This is a genomic window from Streptomyces antnestii, from assembly GCF_004005495.1.
GTDB classification, from domain to species: domain Bacteria; phylum Actinomycetota; class Actinomycetes; order Streptomycetales; family Streptomycetaceae; genus Streptomyces; species Streptomyces antnestii.
Genome location: NZ_RZYA01000020.1, coordinates 149,701 through 163,587 on the forward strand (window position 1 = coordinate 149,701; position 13,887 = coordinate 163,587).

Sequence of the window (13,887 nt, forward strand, 5' to 3'; positions counted from 1 at the left end):
CGGAGGCTCGACCCACCATGTCTGAACTCTTGAACGAAGTCTCCGAGTTGGAGCGCAAGTCCGCGACCGCGGCACGCCTCTTCGACATCCGGCGCATCATCGGCGGACTGTTCGTGCTGTACGGAGTCATCGTCACGATCGCCGGGATCACGGCGTCCGACGCGGACCTGAAGAAGGCCGAGAACATCAACATCAACCTGTGGACGGGCCTCGGCATGCTTGCCCTGGGGCTGTTCTTCCTGGTGTGGCTGAAGCTGCGGCCTGCGGCGCCGCCGACGCCGGAGGTGGGCGAGGCGTAAGCCCTTGCCCTGGGCCGGAGTTCATCGCCGTGGTGCGGTGGATTCCGGCCCTTTTGACGTTCGGGGGGCTTCAGGCCGTGGAGCACTGCGGGTGCCTGGGGCTGGTCGCGCAGTTCCCCGCGCCCCTACGGGGCGCGAGACTACGGGGCGCCTGAATCCGGGGCTCCCCGTACCGGGCCCGCCCGGTCCAGCAATCCCGTGCGGGCCGCGAGTGCCGCCGCCTCCAGTCTCGAGCCGACGCCCAGCTTCATCAGGACCCGCTGTACGTGCGTGCGGGCCGTGCTCGGGGCGATGCCCATGCCGGCCGCGATCACCCGGGTGTCCTCGCCGTCCGCGACCCGCACCAGGACCTCGACCTCGCGCGGCGTCAGCATCTGGAGAAGCCGCTGCCCCTCGTCGTCGGGCTGGGCGGCGGGGTTGAGCAATTCACTGAAGGCTCCCTGCAGCAGCTGCGGCGCCACCGCCGCCTCCCCCGCGCGCGCCTTCATCAGGGCCCGCTCGACCCCCTCGATCCGCTCGTCGTGCCGTACGTATCCGGACGCGCCGGCCGCGAACGCCGCCGCGATGCCGCGCGGTGACGGCACAGGCCCGAGGACCACCACCGCCACCTGCGGGCGCTCCCGCTTGATCCGCACGATCGGATCGAAGATGCCCGGCTGCGCGGGCGTCGACGTACCGATCAGACAGACCTCGGGCGCCCGCGCGATGACCAGCTCGGCCGCCCCCGCGGCGGGCGCGGTCGCCGCGAGCACCCGGTGCCCGCGCAGCTTGAGGGCCGAGGCGAGTGCCTCTGCGAGCAGGCGGTGGTCGTCGACCACCATGAGCCGCACACCCATAGAGCTATCCCCCACATCCCCCGGGGCCCTCCGGGACCCCGCAACCCCCACGGCCCGGAAAGCCCCCCGACTCCCCGTCCTCCTCCATCTCCGGGAAGCTACACGCTCGTTCGGCGTTGCGCTTCCCCTACCGGCGAGAAGGCGACCCGGAATGCCGGAATCCCCGGAGGGCGGACAGGCCGACGGCCCCGCACCATGTCGTGGTGCGGGGCCGTCGGTGAACGCCCGGGAACAGCCGGGGAGTTACTGCGCGGCGAAGGCCACGGCCTCGAACTCCTTCTCGTCCGCCGAGTACGGCTTGGAGATGAGGTTCTTCGACATGACCAGGCGGCCGTTGGTGTAGAGCAGCTCGGACGACTTGGGGACCATGCTGCTGATGACGCTGGTCACGGACTCCGTCGCCGGAGTGACCAGGAGCGTCTTCTGCTGCAGCGACTTCGGGTCGATCGTGACGATCTCGGCGCCCTTGTCGTAGGGGCCGTCCTTGTACGCCAGGATGTTCCCGCCGTCCATGCGGACCGGGAAGATCTCGTACTCGCCGCCGTCGACCCGGTCACCGGTCGGCTTGCCGGTCTGCAGCGAGAACGACACGATCTCGTTGGTCTGGCCGCTCGAGCCGCCGCCGTCGTGCTGGCGGGTCGGCATGTAGACGCGGTCGTTGCCGACCGTGATCGCCTTGCAGCCGTGGATCTCGCCGACCTCGCAGTCGAAGTCGTACTTGTCCTTCTCCAGCGAGATCTTGGTGCGCAGCCGGCCGGTCGCGTCGTCGAGCGAGAACAGGTCGGACATCTGGACCTCGTCGCCGGTGGCGATCACGAACGTGACCGGCTTGCTGGAGACGACGGAGATGACGTTCACGGCGGCCGGGATCTTGTAGGTCCACTTCGGCTTGCCCGTCGCCGCGTCGAGGAGCTGGACCTCGTGCTTCTCGTCGCCGTAGTCACCGCACTTGCGGACCGCGACCAGCTGCTCGCCGCCGCGGTAGCCGACGTCCTCGCACGAGCCGGTCTGCGGCTGCCAGAGGATCTTGCCGGTCTTGATGTCGAAGGCCGCGCCGCCGTCGAAGCCGCCGCCGGCCGCCAGCGTGGAGCCGGTGATCGACAGCTCCTTGAACGGGATGTCACGCCCGCCGCTGCCGACGCTCTTCGTCCACAGCTTCTTGCCGGTGTCGACGTTGAAGACCGTGATCTGGGTGCAGGGCTGGTACTCGTAGTCCTTGGGCTTGCGCGGGGCCGCCTCGCTGATGACCGCGCTCAGGCCGTCCTGGGTGACCTCGGGGGCGCCGCCGCACGTCTGGCCGGAGAGCGGGAGGGTCCACGACTTCTTGCCGGTCACCGCGCTGTAGCCGACGATCTCGCCGACGCCCGCCTTGGCGTACGTCGTGTCGGTGAGCCAGGAGCCCTTGACGCTGAACACCTCGTCCTTGGGCACCTCGTGCTGGGGCAGCTGCATGAGGACCTGGGCGCTGGTGTTCGCCGGGGCCTTCTCCTGGCTCTCGCCGCCGGAGGTGGTGCCGCCGGAGCCGCCCTTGTTCTCGCCACCGCCCTTGCCGCCGCCGCCCGTCGGGCCGGCGGAACTGGCATTCGTCTTGTCGCCGCCGGACGACGCGGAGTACCAGACGCCGCCGCCGATGATCAGGGCGACCGCGACGACAGCGCCGATGATGATCATCATCTGGTTGCTGATCTTCTTGCCTGCGCCACCGCCCGCCGCCTGCATGGGCGTCGTGACGGGCGGCGGGTAGGCGCCGTACTGCGGGGGCTGCTGGCCCGGGTAGCCGTAACCCTGCGGCGTCGGCTGGCCCTGAGGGGGCTGGCCCGGGTAGCCGTACTGGGGCGCCGGGGGCTGCGGCTGGCCGTAGCCCGGCTGACCCTGCGGCGGCGTGGGAGGCGCGGCCGGGGGCTGCGCCGGGGGCGGGGTCTGGGGTGCCTGCGGGTAGCCGTAACCGGGCTGCTGCGCGGGCGGCGTGGGCGCGCCGAAGCCACCGGGCGGCGGGGCCTGCGGAGCGCCGAAGCCTCCGGCCGGGGGCTCCTGGGGCGCGCCGAAGCCTGCGGCGGGCGGCGGGTCCTGGGGCTTGCCGAAACCGACGGGCGGGGGGTCCTGCGGCTTGCCGAAACCGTCCTGCGGCGGCTCGTTGGGCGGCTGGGGCGGCTGCGTCATGACGTCTTTACCTCGTGATACGGGAAGGAGGAGCGGGCGGCGGAGCGGTGGGCGGTCACGGCGTTCACGCCGTTCACTGGAGCCGGGGCGGTGGCGATGGCGGTCACTTGCCGTACGCCAGCATCAGCTTCTCCTGGCCCTTGGCGCTGCCCGAGAGCCGCGTCGTGGAGATGTAGAAGCGCCCGTCGACGTAGTCGATCGCCTTCGAGTAGAAGCCGTTCTCGATCTCGGCGGTTCCCGCCGGGTTCTGGAGAAGCGTCTTCGGCGTGTGCGCGCCCGCCGTCGCGAGGGACACGACCCGGCCTCCGGCGTCGTAGGACGCGTTGACGTAGGCGATCACGGAGCCGTTCTCCGTCTTCAGCGGCAGCATGTTCTGCGCGACCGGCGACTTCACGCGCCAGCGCTCCTTGCCGTTCTCCAGGCTGATCGCGACGACCTCGTTGGCGCTGCCGCTGGTGGCCTTGGTCGGCAGGTACAGGGTGTTGGTGTCGGCCGCGACACCGGTGCAGCCCTGGAGGTCACGGTCGAGGATGGCCCAGCCGCACTCGGGCGCGAAGTTCTCGTCGACCGAGACCTCGGAACGCACCGCGCTGCTGCCGTTCTTCAGCGTGGTGATGTTCCACTGCTTCTTGTCCTCGTTCGTGAGGTAGAGGACGACCGGCGCGACGGAGTAGGCGCGGGCGACCTTCCAGCCCTTGGGGAACGGCTTGGTCCACTTCGCCTCGCCCGTCGCCGGGTCGAGCTCCTGGACCTCGTCGTGCTCCTTGTCGGTGGAGGCACCGCAGGAGGAGACGGCGAGGAGGCGCTCGCCGCCGGCGAACGCGCTGGGGAAGCAGGCGGCGCCGTACTTCTTCTTCTCGAAGAGCTGCTTGCCGTCCGTGGTGCTCAGGCCGACGCCGGACATCTGGCGGCCGACCATCAACGTGCTGCCCGCGTAGGTGAGTTCGACGCCGGTGCCGGTGCCGTCGAAGAGGGCCCCCTCACCGATCTTCCGCTCCCAGTCCTTCTTGCCGGTCTTCAGGTCGATCTGGATGACCTGGTTGCACTTGGCGCGGTCGGTGACGCCGCTCATGTACGCGACGGCGACCTTGTCGTCGGCCGACTTCTGCGGGCTGGCCCCACAGATCTTGTGCGGCAGCGTGATCGTCGGCCAGCTCGGCTTGCCGCCGACGATGTCGTACGCGACGACCTCGTTGTAGACCGCCTTCGCGGCGACCGTGCTGGTGATCCACATGCCGGGCGCGTCCGCGCCGTCGCCGGGAGCCTTGGGGGCCGTCTTGTACCAGAGGACCTTCGACTCGCCCGCCTGGCGGCCCGCGTTGAGGTCCTCCGTCCCGGCGTGCCCGTCACCGGAGCCGTCGCCCGGGTTGACCGGGGCCGAGCCGGTGGGCTTCGGGTCCTGGCTCTTGTCGGCGACCGGGTCCTTCTTCGGGTCGTCACCGCCGCCCACGACCGCCCAGACCACACCTCCGGCGATCACGACGACGGCCGCGGCGGCGGCCACGGCGATCCCGGCCCTGGTCTTGAAGAAGCCGGCGCCGCCACCGCCCGGGACCGCCGGGCCACCGGGGAACGGGGGCTGCTGCTGCGGGTAGCCGTACTGCGGCTGCGCGCCGTACGGACCGGGCTGCTGAGGCTGACCGTAGGGGCCGGGCTGCTGCGGAGGCTGACCATAGGGACCCGGCTGCTGCGGAGCCTGACCGTACGGACCCGGCTGCTGCTGCGGCTGCCCGTAGGGGCCGCCCTGCGGCGGCTGGCCGTACGGGCCGGGCTGCTGCGGGTAGCCGTATCCGGGCTGCGGGGCGCCGGCCGGCGGCTGAGCCGGTGGCTGCGGCGCGTTGCCCGGAGGCTGCGGCGGCTGCTGCGGATCCTGTGGTGCACCGAAGCCGCCTTGCGGCGGCTGATTGGGCGGCTGAGTCATCAGCGCTCCCCCCGTCTTCACTGATGTGTCTGCTCGCCTGGTCGATTTCCGGACGTTCTCTGGTCGTTCTCAGGCAATTCCCAGAGCGACCTTTCTATCACCCTGTGCAGTAGCACATCGGGCCGGTCGCTCCCCTGTTCCCAAGGGAGGACCGGCCCGTGATGGGTCCGTTACGGGAGCTTCACGCGTCCTCCGCGAGCTCCAGCCAGCGCATCTCCAACTCCTCGCGCTCCCCGCCGAGTTCACGCAGCTCCGCGTCCAGCTTGGCCACCTTCGCGAAGTCCGTGGCGTTATCGGCGATCTGCGCGTGCAGCTTGGTCTCCCTCTCGGACATCTTGTCCAGCTGACGCTCGATCTTCTGGAGTTCCTTCTTCGCGGCGCGGGCGTCCGCGGCGGAGACGGTCTTCTCCTGGGCGGGCGTCGCGGCGGCGACCGGGGAGGCCGCGGCCACCGCGTCCTCCATCGCGTGCCGCCGCTCCAGGTACTCGTCGATGCCGCGCGGCAGCATCCGCAGGGCGGCGTCGCCGAGCAGGGCGAACACCTGGTCCGTGGTGCGCTCGATGAAGAACCGGTCGTGGGAGATCACGACCATGGAGCCGGGCCAGCCGTCGAGGAGGTCCTCGAGCTGCGTCAGGGTCTCGATGTCGAGGTCGTTCGTCGGCTCGTCGAGGAAGAGGACGTTCGGCTCGTCCATGAGGAGGCGCAGAAGCTGGAGGCGGCGGCGCTCACCACCCGACAGATCGCCGACCGGCGTCCACTGCTTCTCCTTGTTGAAGCCGAACGTCTCGCAGAGCTGGCCCGCGGTCATCTCGCGGCCCTTGCCGAGGTCGACGCGGTCGCGGACCTGCTGCACGGCCTGCAGGACGCGCAGCTCGGGGTTGAGCTCGGCGACCTCCTGGGAGAGGTAGGCGAGCTTCACGGTCTTGCCGACGACGACGCGGCCCGCCGCGGGCTGCGCCTCGCCCTCGGTGCGGGCGGCCTGTGCCATGGCGCGCAGGAGGGAGGTCTTGCCCGCGCCGTTCACGCCGACCAGGCCGATGCGGTCGCCGGGGCCGAGCTGCCAGGTCAGGTGCTTGAGGAGCACCTTGGGACCGGCCTGCACGGTGACGTCTTCCAGGTCGAAGACGGTCTTGCCGAGGCGCGAGCTGGCGAACTTCATCAGTTCGCTCTTGTCGCGCGGCTCCGGCACGTCGGCGATGAGTTCGTTGGCGGCCTCGATGCGGTAGCGGGGCTTGGAGGTGCGGGCGGGGGCGCCGCGGCGCAGCCAGGCCAGCTCCTTGCGCATCAGGTTCTGCCGCTTGGCCTCCTCCGTCGCCGCGATGCGCTCGCGCTCGGCCCGCGCGAAGACGTAGTCGCTGTAGCCGCCCTCGTACTCGAAGACGTCGCCCTTCTGCACGTCCCACATGCGGGTGCAGACCTGGTCGAGGAACCAGCGGTCGTGGGTCACACAGACGAGGGCGGAGCGGCGGGCCTGGAGGTGGGCCGCGAGCCAGGAGATGCCCTCGACGTCGAGGTGGTTGGTGGGCTCGTCGAGGACGATCAGGTCGGGCTCGCCGATGAGGAGCTTCGCGAGCGCGATACGGCGCCGCTCGCCGCCGGACAGCGGGCGGATGACCGTGTCGAGGCCCTTCTCGAACCCGGGCAGGTCGAGACCGCCGAAGAGTCCGGTGAGCACGTCGCGGATCTTGGCGTCGCCGGCCCACTCGTGGTCGGCCATGTCGCCGATGACCTCGTGCCGGACGGTCGCGTCGGGGTCGAGGGAGTCGTGCTGCGTGAGGACGCCGAGGCGCAGGCCGCCGCTGTGGGTGACGCGCCCTGTGTCGGCGTCCTCCAGCTTGGCGAGCATCCGGATGAGGGTGGTCTTGCCGTCTCCGTTACGCCCGACGACACCGATCCTGTCCCCCTCGGACACGCCGAGCGATACGCCGTCGAGCAGGGCACGGGTGCCGTACACCTTGCTGACTGCCTCGACATTGACCAGGTTGACTGCCATTTCGCTCCTGACGAGGGGATGGATCAGTCTTCCAGGGTACGGCGCGGCAGCCGCCCCTTGCCGCCACCCCCGCACTCGACGTACAGTTTCCTGTACGTACAGAATCCCGTACAGCCGAGGAGGCGATCATGCGGACGATGACCTACACCGAGTCGCGAGCCAAATACGCCGAGACCCTCAGCGCGGTCGTCGACGACCGCGAAGAGGTCATAGTGACGCGCGCCGGACACGAGCCGGTGGTCATCGTGGCACTCGACGAGTACGAGTCCCTGAAGGAGACCGCCTACCTCCTGCGGAGCCCCGAGAACGCCCGTCGCCTGCTGGCCTCGATCGATCGCCTTGAGAACGGCGGGGGCACGACACGGGAGCTCGCCGAGTGAAATTCGTCTGGGACGAGTCGTCCTGGGGGGACTACGTCTGGTGGCAGACCCAGGACCGGAAGATCCTCAAGCGGATCAACACGCTGCTCCAGGACATCGCCCGCAACGGGAACGACGGCATCGGCAAGCCGGAACCGCTGAAGCACGGCTTCCACGGCTACTGGTCCCGGCGGATCACCGATGAGCACCGGCTCGTCTACAAGGTCGTCGAGGACGAGGTCCGGGTCGCCGCCTGCCGGTACCACTACAGCGGCTGACCTCGCAGCACGGTCGCACCCGGCGCCGGTGACGGCGCCACCCGTACCGAGCGGCAGGTGCCGGATGCCGTCAGGGCTTCGGCGATGCGGTGGGCCGACTCCGGGTCCGCCGCGAGGAACGCCGTGGTCGGGCCGGAGCCGGAGACCAGGGCGGCGAGCGCGCCGGCCGCCGTGCCCGCGTCGAGCGTGGCCTTCAGGGACGGGAAGAGGGAGAGCGCGGCGGCCTGGAGGTCGTTCGTGACGGTGGCCGCGAGCGCGGACGCGTCGCCGGTGCGCAGGGCGTCGAGGAGAGCGGGCGAGGCCTCGGGCACGGGGACCGCCGTGTTCTCGGTGAGCCGGTCGAACTCGCCGTACACGGCGGGCGTGGAGAGGCCCCCCTCGGCGGCCGCGAACACCCACCAGAAGTCCCCACCCACGTCGAGGAGTTCCAGCTTCTCGCCGCGTCCGGTGCCGAGCGCCGCCCCGCCGACCAGGCTGAACGGCACGTCGCTGCCCAACTCGGCGCAGATGTCGAGGAGTTCGTCCCGCGAGGCACCCGTGCCCCACAGCGCGTCGCAGGCCACGAGCGCGCCGGCCGCATCGGCGGAGCCGCCCGCCATGCCGCCCGCGACGGGGATGTCCTTGGCGATGTGGAGGTGGACGCTGGGCTCGATCCCGTACCGCTCGCCGAGCGCGATCGCGGCGCGGGCCGCCAGGTTCGTACGGTCCAGGGGGACCTGGTCGGCGCCGGGGCCCTCGCAGGTGAGGGTCAGCTCGTCGGCCGGGGTCGCCGTGACGTCGTCGTACAGGCCGACGGCGAGGAAGACGTTGGCGAGGTCGTGGAAGCCGTCGGGGCGGGCGGCGCCCACCGCGAGCTGGACGTTGACCTTGGCGGGGACCCGTACGGTCACGCTCACGCGGCGGCTCCCGCGTTCTTGTGCTCGGCGATGCGCGCGAACTCCTCGACGGTCAGGGCCTCGCCCCGGGCCTGCGGGGAGACACCGGCTGCGACCAGGGCAGCTTCCGCCGCCGCGGCCGATCCGGCCCAGCCGGACAGCGCGGCGCGCAGCGTCTTGCGGCGCTGCGCGAAGGCCGCGTCGACCACGGCGAAGACCTCGCGCTTGGTGGCGGTCGTCGCGACGGGCTCGGTGCGCCGGACGAGGGCGACGAGGCCGCTGTCGACGTTCGGCGCGGGCCAGAAGACGTTCCGGCCGATGGATCCGGCGCGCTTCACGTCCGCGTACCAGTTGGCCTTGACCGACGGGACTCCGTAGACCTTCGAGCCGGGGGCGGCCGCGAGGCGGTCGGCGACCTCGGCCTGGACCATGACGAGCGTGCGCTCGATGGTCGGGAAGGTGTCGAGCATGTGGAGCAGGACCGGCACGGCGACGTTGTAGGGCAGGTTCGCGACGAGCGCCGTGGGGGCCGGGCCCGGGATGTCGTCGACGAGCATCGCGTCGGAGTGGACGAGCGCGAACGCGTCCTTCTTCTGCGGGATGCGGGCCTCGATCGTCGCGGGGAGCGCGGCGGCGAGCACGTCGTCGATCTCGACGGCGGTGACGTGGGCCGCCGCCTCCAGGAGCGCCAGGGTCAGCGAGCCGAGGCCCGGGCCGACCTCGACGACATTGTCCTCGGGGGTGACCTGCGCGGTGCGCACGATGCGGCGGACCGTGTTGGCGTCGATGACGAAGTTCTGGCCGCGCTGTTTCGTGGGCCGCACGCCCAGGGCTGCCGCCAGTTCGCGGATGTCGGCGGGGCCAAGCAGGGGGCCCTGGGGGTCAGTGGTGCTCACGGACTCAGGGTACGGGGCGCTGCGCACGGGCCCTGCCACACCTACCCGTGCAGGCGGCCCCCGCAGTGCGGCCACGGGCCGGTGCCGCGCTGCACGTACAGCTTCTTCGCCCGGTACGTCTGCTCGGAGGCGGACGCGTCCTGGGGCCGTCCCCCGCCGCCCAGGCTGTGCCAGGTCTGCACGTCGAACTGGTAGAGGCCGCCGTACGTGCCGGTCGCGTCGGTCGCGGAGGGGCGGCCGCCCGACTCGCAGCGGGCGAGCGCGCTCCAGTTCAGGCTGTCCGCGCCGGCGACGGAGGACGGCAGCGGCCTGGTGCCGACCTTCACGAGCTGGCTGCGCGGCTCGCGCACGACCTCGGCCTCCAGGCGCCGCGGCTTCTGCCGGACGCCGTTGACGGTGCGCAGGGCGTAGGTGACACGCCGGGTGCCCTGGCGGCCCGCCCGTTCGACGACCTCGGTGCCGCGGAACAGGGTCGGGTCCTGGGTCCGCTCCACCGCAAACGCGATGGGCTCCTCCCGTACCTCCCTGCTGCCCTTGATCCGCATGACGGTGATCGTCTGCCCGTCGCGCGGGAAGCTGTCCTGCGGGACGGAGGTGGTGTCCTGCCCGTGCAGCTGGACGCCCGCCTCCTCGACGGCGTCCCGGACGGTGGCGGCGTTGGTGCGGAGGGTGCGCTCGCGTCCGTCGGCCATGATCGTGACGCTGCGTTCGGTGCGGACGTCGAGCGCGAGTCCGTCGCGGGCGATGCGGCGGGAGCGGGACGTGGAGACGTAGGCGCCCTCGGCGCGGACGCCGAGCTGGCGCAGGGCGCCGTCGACGGTGCTCGCGGTGGTCCACACCTTGCGGCGCTCGCCGTCGAGGGTGAGGTGGACGGGCCGGCCGTAGCGCACGGCGACCTCGTCGCCGCTGGCCAGGGAGGTTCCGGGGGCGGGGGCGACGATGTCGTGCGGGCCGACGTCGAGTCCCTCGTCGGCGAGCAGCTCGCTGACGTCGTCCGCGAAGGTATGCAGGGTGCGGGGCTTGCCGTCGACGCTGAGCTGGAGCTCCTTGTCCGCGGCGACGAAGGCGGTGGTGCCGCCGGCCAGGAACGCGACGACGAGCGCCTGCGGCAGGAGCCGCCTGAGGCTCTCGGGCCGCTCGGTCCGCTTCCCCCGCCGGGCCGCGCGGCGGGCCTCGGCCCGGCCCCCGGCCCGCACGCCGGGAGCACCGGCGGGGGCGGCCTGCCGCGGGAACACCGCTTCGGGCACCTGCCAGGCGGGCTGGGTCTCCAGGGACTCGTAGCCGGGGCGGTAGGTGCCGCCCCGCGGTGCGTACACCGCATCCCGCTCGTTCGGCTCGTTCGGCTCGTACGTCCTGTACGGCTCGTAGGTCTCGTACGTCTCGTACGGCGAACTGCTCACGACGACGCTCCCTGGGTCCGGATCGGGCGAGGAGAACCTAGCGGAGCGTTCGTCACTCTCCAAAGCGACGCGGCTACGCAGTGTCGTGAACCCGGCGGCCCGGAGCGGTCAGTAGTCGAAGGCGCGGGCCGTGTTGGCCGCGACCGCCGCCGCCAGGGTGTCCTCGTCGAGGCCCTTGACCGCGGCCATGGCGCGCAGCGTGACCGGAATGAGATACGGGGCGTTAGGCCGTCCGCGGTAGGGCGCGGGGGTCAGGAAGGGCGCGTCGGTCTCGACCAGGACGAGTTCGCGCGGGGCGACGGCGAGGGCGTCGCGCAGGTGCTGCGCGTTCTTGAAGGTGACGTTCCCCGCGAACGACATGTAGTAGCCGTTCTCCGCGCAGACCTTGGCCATCGCCGCGTCGCCGGAGTAGCAGTGGAAGACCGTGCGCTCGGGGGCGCCCTCCTCCTTGAGGATGCGCAGCACGTCGTCGTGGGCGTCCCGGTCGTGGATCACGAGGGCCTTGCCGTGCCGCTTGGCGATCTCGATGTGCGCGCGGAACGAGCGCTCCTGCGCGGCCATGCCTTCAGGTCCCGTACGGAACTGGTCGAGGCCGGTCTCGCCGACGCCCTTCACGTGCGGGAGCGCCGCGAGCCGGTCGATCTCGGCGAGCGCCTCGTCGAGGGCGGCGTCACCGCCGGCCGGCCGCTCGCCCTGCCGGGACCAGCCGTCGGGGTCGCCGAGGACGATACGGGGGGCTTCGTTGGGGTGCAGGGCGACCGTGGCGTGGACGCTCGGGTGCGCGGCCGCGGTGTCGGCGGCCCACTGGGACCCGTTCACGTCGCAGCCGACCTGGACGACGGTCGTCACACCCACCGACGCGGCCTTGGCGAGGCCCTCCTCCACCGTGCCCGACTGCATGTCGAGGTGGGTGTGCGAGTCGGCGACCGGCACCGTGAGGGGTGCGGGCAGCGGCGGCGGGGTGATGTCCTTCGAACGGTCAGAGCTCATGCCCCGATCCTACGAACGAACTCCGCTCAGTCCGTCTTGCGGTGGTGGAAGGGGTGCAGGAGGTCGGAGAGGTGCCAGTGGTGGTCCTTCGCGGGCCGCTCCGCGCCGCCGGTGTCCGCGGGCTCGCGCTGCTGCGGCGGAGCCGTCTCCTGCCGGTGCATCACGTCGAGCACGGACGAGACGCGGCCCGCCCTCATGATCCGTACGACATGACCGCCGCAGTTGAGGCACGTGGGCCGGGTCAGCGGCGACGGGACCCGCTCGCCGCCCGCCACGTACATCACGAACTCCGCGCCGTCGCCGTCGATGTGGTGCTCGATCTCGAACGACTGCTCCCAGCCGTGGCCGCACCGCATGCACGCGAACGAGTACGACTCATGGGCGATGGCCGTGGCCGCGCTCCGGTTCGGTATCGGAGGTGCGGTCGCACTGGCCGGGGTCGGTGCGGCGCCTGCGATGTCACTCATGCCAGCTCCTCTTGTCCGCTGGACAAGGAACCTTCCGGGCGGGGCATTACATCCACCCGGAAGCCTGGGACGGGTGCGTCCCTTCGACCAGTGGACGCTTCTCCCGGCGCGAGCGCATCAGGGCTGTCGACTGTTGGAGCTGATTTGGCCTTTCCATGTCGCAAAGGGCCCGGTACGCGGCCTGCGCTTTGCTTTTCAGGTTAGTCCTTTGCCCTCCGATGGGGCTCCGCGAGCGGCGTTCTTTGCCGCGACCACCGCATCGAAGACCTCACGCTTGGGCAGTCCCGCCTCGGCGGCCACGGCGGCGATCGCTTCCTTGCGCCGCTCCCCCGCCTCTTCCCTCACCTGCACCCTGCGTACCAGCTCAGAGGCGTCGAGGACCTCCGCGCCCTTCTCCGGGGCGCCCTCGACGACGACGGTGATCTCGCCGCGTACGCCCTCGGCCGCCCAGCGCGCGAGTTCCCCGAGCGGGCCCCTTTTCACTTCCTCGTACGTCTTGGTGAGCTCGCGGCACACGGCCGCCCTGCGCTCGTCCCCGAAGGCCTCGGCCATCGCGGCGAGCGTGTCGTCGAGGCGGTGCGGGGCCTCGAAGTAGACGAGGGTGCGGCGCTCCTCCGCCACCTCCCGCAGCCGGCCCATGCGCTCGCCGGCCTTGCGGGGCAGGAAGCCCTCGAAGCAGAACCGGTCGACGGGGAGCCCGGACAGCGCGAGCGCGGTGAGCACGGCGGAGGGGCCCGGCACGGCGGTGACCTTGATGTCCCGCTCGACGGCCGCGGCGACGAGCCGGTACCCGGGGTCGGACACGGACGGCATCCCGGCGTCGGTCACGAGGAGTACCCGGGCCCCGCCCGCGAGGGCCTCGACCAGCTCGGGCGTGCGGGCCGACTCGTTCCCCTCGAAGTAGGACACGACGCGTCCGCCGGGCGTCACGCCGAGCGCCTGCGTCAGGCGCCGCAGCCTGCGGGTGTCCTCGGCGGCGATGACGTCGGCGTCGGCCAGCTCCTTGCTGAGCCGGGGCGGCGCGTCCGACACGTCTCCGATGGGCGTACCCGCGAGCACGAGCGTTCCGGGGGAATCTGGGCTTCCTGTCACCGGTCCATCCTCGCAGGGACGCGGGCGGGACGTGTCGGCCAGGCCGGATCAGGGAGCGGCGTCTGGTGCGGTGCATCGCAAGGCGGAGGAGGGAGTCGACGCGGTGGGGGCACCTCCCAGCGGTAGCTGGGGGACGTCGGCGAGTGACGACAACGCCGCGAGGCGCCGTGCCAGACGCCGCGAGCCCGGCCTGGCCGACACGTCCCGCCCCTGGGCGTCGACTGCGGCGGGCCGCCGACGGGACACGGGGAACGGCCGGACGCCCCCGCGCACAGTCGCGTTCCCTACGATGGCGCGGTGACCAGTACCGCGTCCTCGCCG

The 13,887-nt window shown here is 71.6% G+C and carries 13 protein-coding genes; 3 read left to right on the top strand and 10 right to left on the bottom strand.

Annotated features, from left to right (window positions below):
• The first annotated feature begins 17 nt into the window (after positions 1-17).
• A complete protein-coding gene (locus EOT10_RS31950) occupies positions 18-299 on the top strand; it encodes a hypothetical protein (protein ID WP_127831867.1) in 282 nt (93 codons plus the stop codon).
• Between the two features lie 140 nt (positions 300-439).
• On the opposite strand, the gene EOT10_RS31955 is transcribed toward EOT10_RS31950, so the two are convergent.
• From EOT10_RS31955 to EOT10_RS31970, 4 genes are all read right to left on the bottom strand, one after another.
• Positions 440-1,135 (bottom strand): helix-turn-helix transcriptional regulator, encoded by a 696-nt coding sequence (locus EOT10_RS31955; protein ID WP_127831868.1) that lies wholly within the window; start codon positions 1,133-1,135, stop codon positions 440-442.
• Positions 1,136-1,378: 243 nt separating this feature from the next.
• A complete protein-coding gene (locus EOT10_RS31960) occupies positions 1,379-3,295 on the bottom strand; it encodes an outer membrane protein assembly factor BamB family protein (RefSeq protein ID WP_127831869.1) in 1,917 nt (638 codons plus the stop codon).
• Between the two features lie 103 nt (positions 3,296-3,398).
• Positions 3,399-5,216, bottom strand: a complete 1,818-nt coding sequence (locus tag EOT10_RS31965) for an outer membrane protein assembly factor BamB family protein (protein WP_127831870.1) — start codon at positions 5,214-5,216, stop codon at positions 3,399-3,401.
• 181 nt (positions 5,217-5,397) lie between these two features.
• Complete coding sequence (locus tag EOT10_RS31970) at positions 5,398-7,209, bottom strand: ABC-F family ATP-binding cassette domain-containing protein (RefSeq protein ID WP_127831871.1); 1,812 nt, start codon at positions 7,207-7,209, stop codon at positions 5,398-5,400.
• A 128-nt stretch (positions 7,210-7,337) separates the two neighbouring features.
• On the opposite strand from EOT10_RS31970, the gene EOT10_RS31975 reads away from it, so the two are divergent.
• Together EOT10_RS31975 and EOT10_RS31980 are read left to right on the top strand one after the other, a co-directional pair.
• Positions 7,338-7,589 carry a type II toxin-antitoxin system Phd/YefM family antitoxin gene (locus tag EOT10_RS31975; RefSeq protein ID WP_127831872.1) on the top strand — a complete coding sequence of 84 codons (252 nt, stop codon included), beginning with the start codon at positions 7,338-7,340 and terminating at the stop codon, positions 7,587-7,589.
• Complete coding sequence (locus EOT10_RS31980) at positions 7,586-7,846, top strand: Txe/YoeB family addiction module toxin (protein ID WP_127831873.1); 261 nt, start codon at positions 7,586-7,588, stop codon at positions 7,844-7,846. Before EOT10_RS31975 ends, EOT10_RS31980 begins: the two co-directional genes overlap by 4 nt.
• On the opposite strand, the gene EOT10_RS31985 is transcribed toward EOT10_RS31980, so the two are convergent.
• From EOT10_RS31985 to rsmI, 6 genes are all read right to left on the bottom strand, one after another.
• Positions 7,834-8,742, bottom strand: coding sequence for a 4-(cytidine 5'-diphospho)-2-C-methyl-D-erythritol kinase (locus EOT10_RS31985; protein WP_127831874.1), 909 nt, complete (start codon positions 8,740-8,742; stop codon positions 7,834-7,836). The two genes, EOT10_RS31980 and EOT10_RS31985, sit on opposite strands and share 13 nt — an antisense overlap.
• Positions 8,739-9,617 carry a 16S rRNA (adenine(1518)-N(6)/adenine(1519)-N(6))-dimethyltransferase RsmA gene (gene rsmA, locus EOT10_RS31990; RefSeq protein WP_127831875.1) on the bottom strand — a complete coding sequence of 293 codons (879 nt, stop codon included), beginning with the start codon at positions 9,615-9,617 and terminating at the stop codon, positions 8,739-8,741. The genes EOT10_RS31985 and rsmA overlap by 4 nt, the downstream gene beginning before the upstream one ends.
• A gap of 41 nt (positions 9,618-9,658) precedes the next feature.
• Positions 9,659-11,017 carry a resuscitation-promoting factor gene (locus EOT10_RS31995; protein ID WP_127831876.1) on the bottom strand — a complete coding sequence of 453 codons (1,359 nt, stop codon included), beginning with the start codon at positions 11,015-11,017 and terminating at the stop codon, positions 9,659-9,661.
• 108 nt (positions 11,018-11,125) lie between these two features.
• Positions 11,126-12,007 carry a TatD family hydrolase gene (locus EOT10_RS32000; RefSeq protein ID WP_127831877.1) on the bottom strand — a complete coding sequence of 294 codons (882 nt, stop codon included), beginning with the start codon at positions 12,005-12,007 and terminating at the stop codon, positions 11,126-11,128.
• A gap of 26 nt (positions 12,008-12,033) precedes the next feature.
• Entirely contained in the window at positions 12,034-12,474 is a 441-nt protein-coding gene (locus EOT10_RS32005; protein ID WP_223281326.1) for a hypothetical protein, read from the bottom strand.
• 195 nt (positions 12,475-12,669) lie between these two features.
• A complete protein-coding gene (gene rsmI / locus EOT10_RS32010) occupies positions 12,670-13,566 on the bottom strand; it encodes a 16S rRNA (cytidine(1402)-2'-O)-methyltransferase (RefSeq protein ID WP_127831878.1) in 897 nt (298 codons plus the stop codon).
• Positions 13,567-13,887: the final 321 nt, after the last annotated feature.

What these genes read in the sequence shown, in the direction of transcription:
- EOT10_RS31950 (WP_127831867.1), top strand. Translation starts at nt 18, where the DNA reads ATGTCTGAACTCTTGAACGAAGTCTCCGAGTTGGAGCGCAAGTCCGCG.
- EOT10_RS31955 (WP_127831868.1), bottom strand. Translation starts at nt 1,135, where the DNA reads ATGGGTGTGCGGCTCATGGTGGTCGACGACCACCGCCTGCTCGCAGAG.
- EOT10_RS31960 (WP_127831869.1), bottom strand. Translation starts at nt 3,295, where the DNA reads ATGACGCAGCCGCCCCAGCCGCCCAACGAGCCGCCGCAGGACGGTTTC.
- EOT10_RS31965 (WP_127831870.1), bottom strand. Translation starts at nt 5,216, where the DNA reads ATGACTCAGCCGCCCAATCAGCCGCCGCAAGGCGGCTTCGGTGCACCA.
- EOT10_RS31970 (WP_127831871.1), bottom strand. Translation starts at nt 7,209, where the DNA reads ATGGCAGTCAACCTGGTCAATGTCGAGGCAGTCAGCAAGGTGTACGGC.
- EOT10_RS31975 (WP_127831872.1), top strand. Translation starts at nt 7,338, where the DNA reads ATGCGGACGATGACCTACACCGAGTCGCGAGCCAAATACGCCGAGACC.
- EOT10_RS32000 (WP_127831877.1), bottom strand. Translation starts at nt 12,007, where the DNA reads ATGAGCTCTGACCGTTCGAAGGACATCACCCCGCCGCCGCTGCCCGCA.
- EOT10_RS32005 (WP_223281326.1), bottom strand. Translation starts at nt 12,474, where the DNA reads ATGAGTGACATCGCAGGCGCCGCACCGACCCCGGCCAGTGCGACCGCA.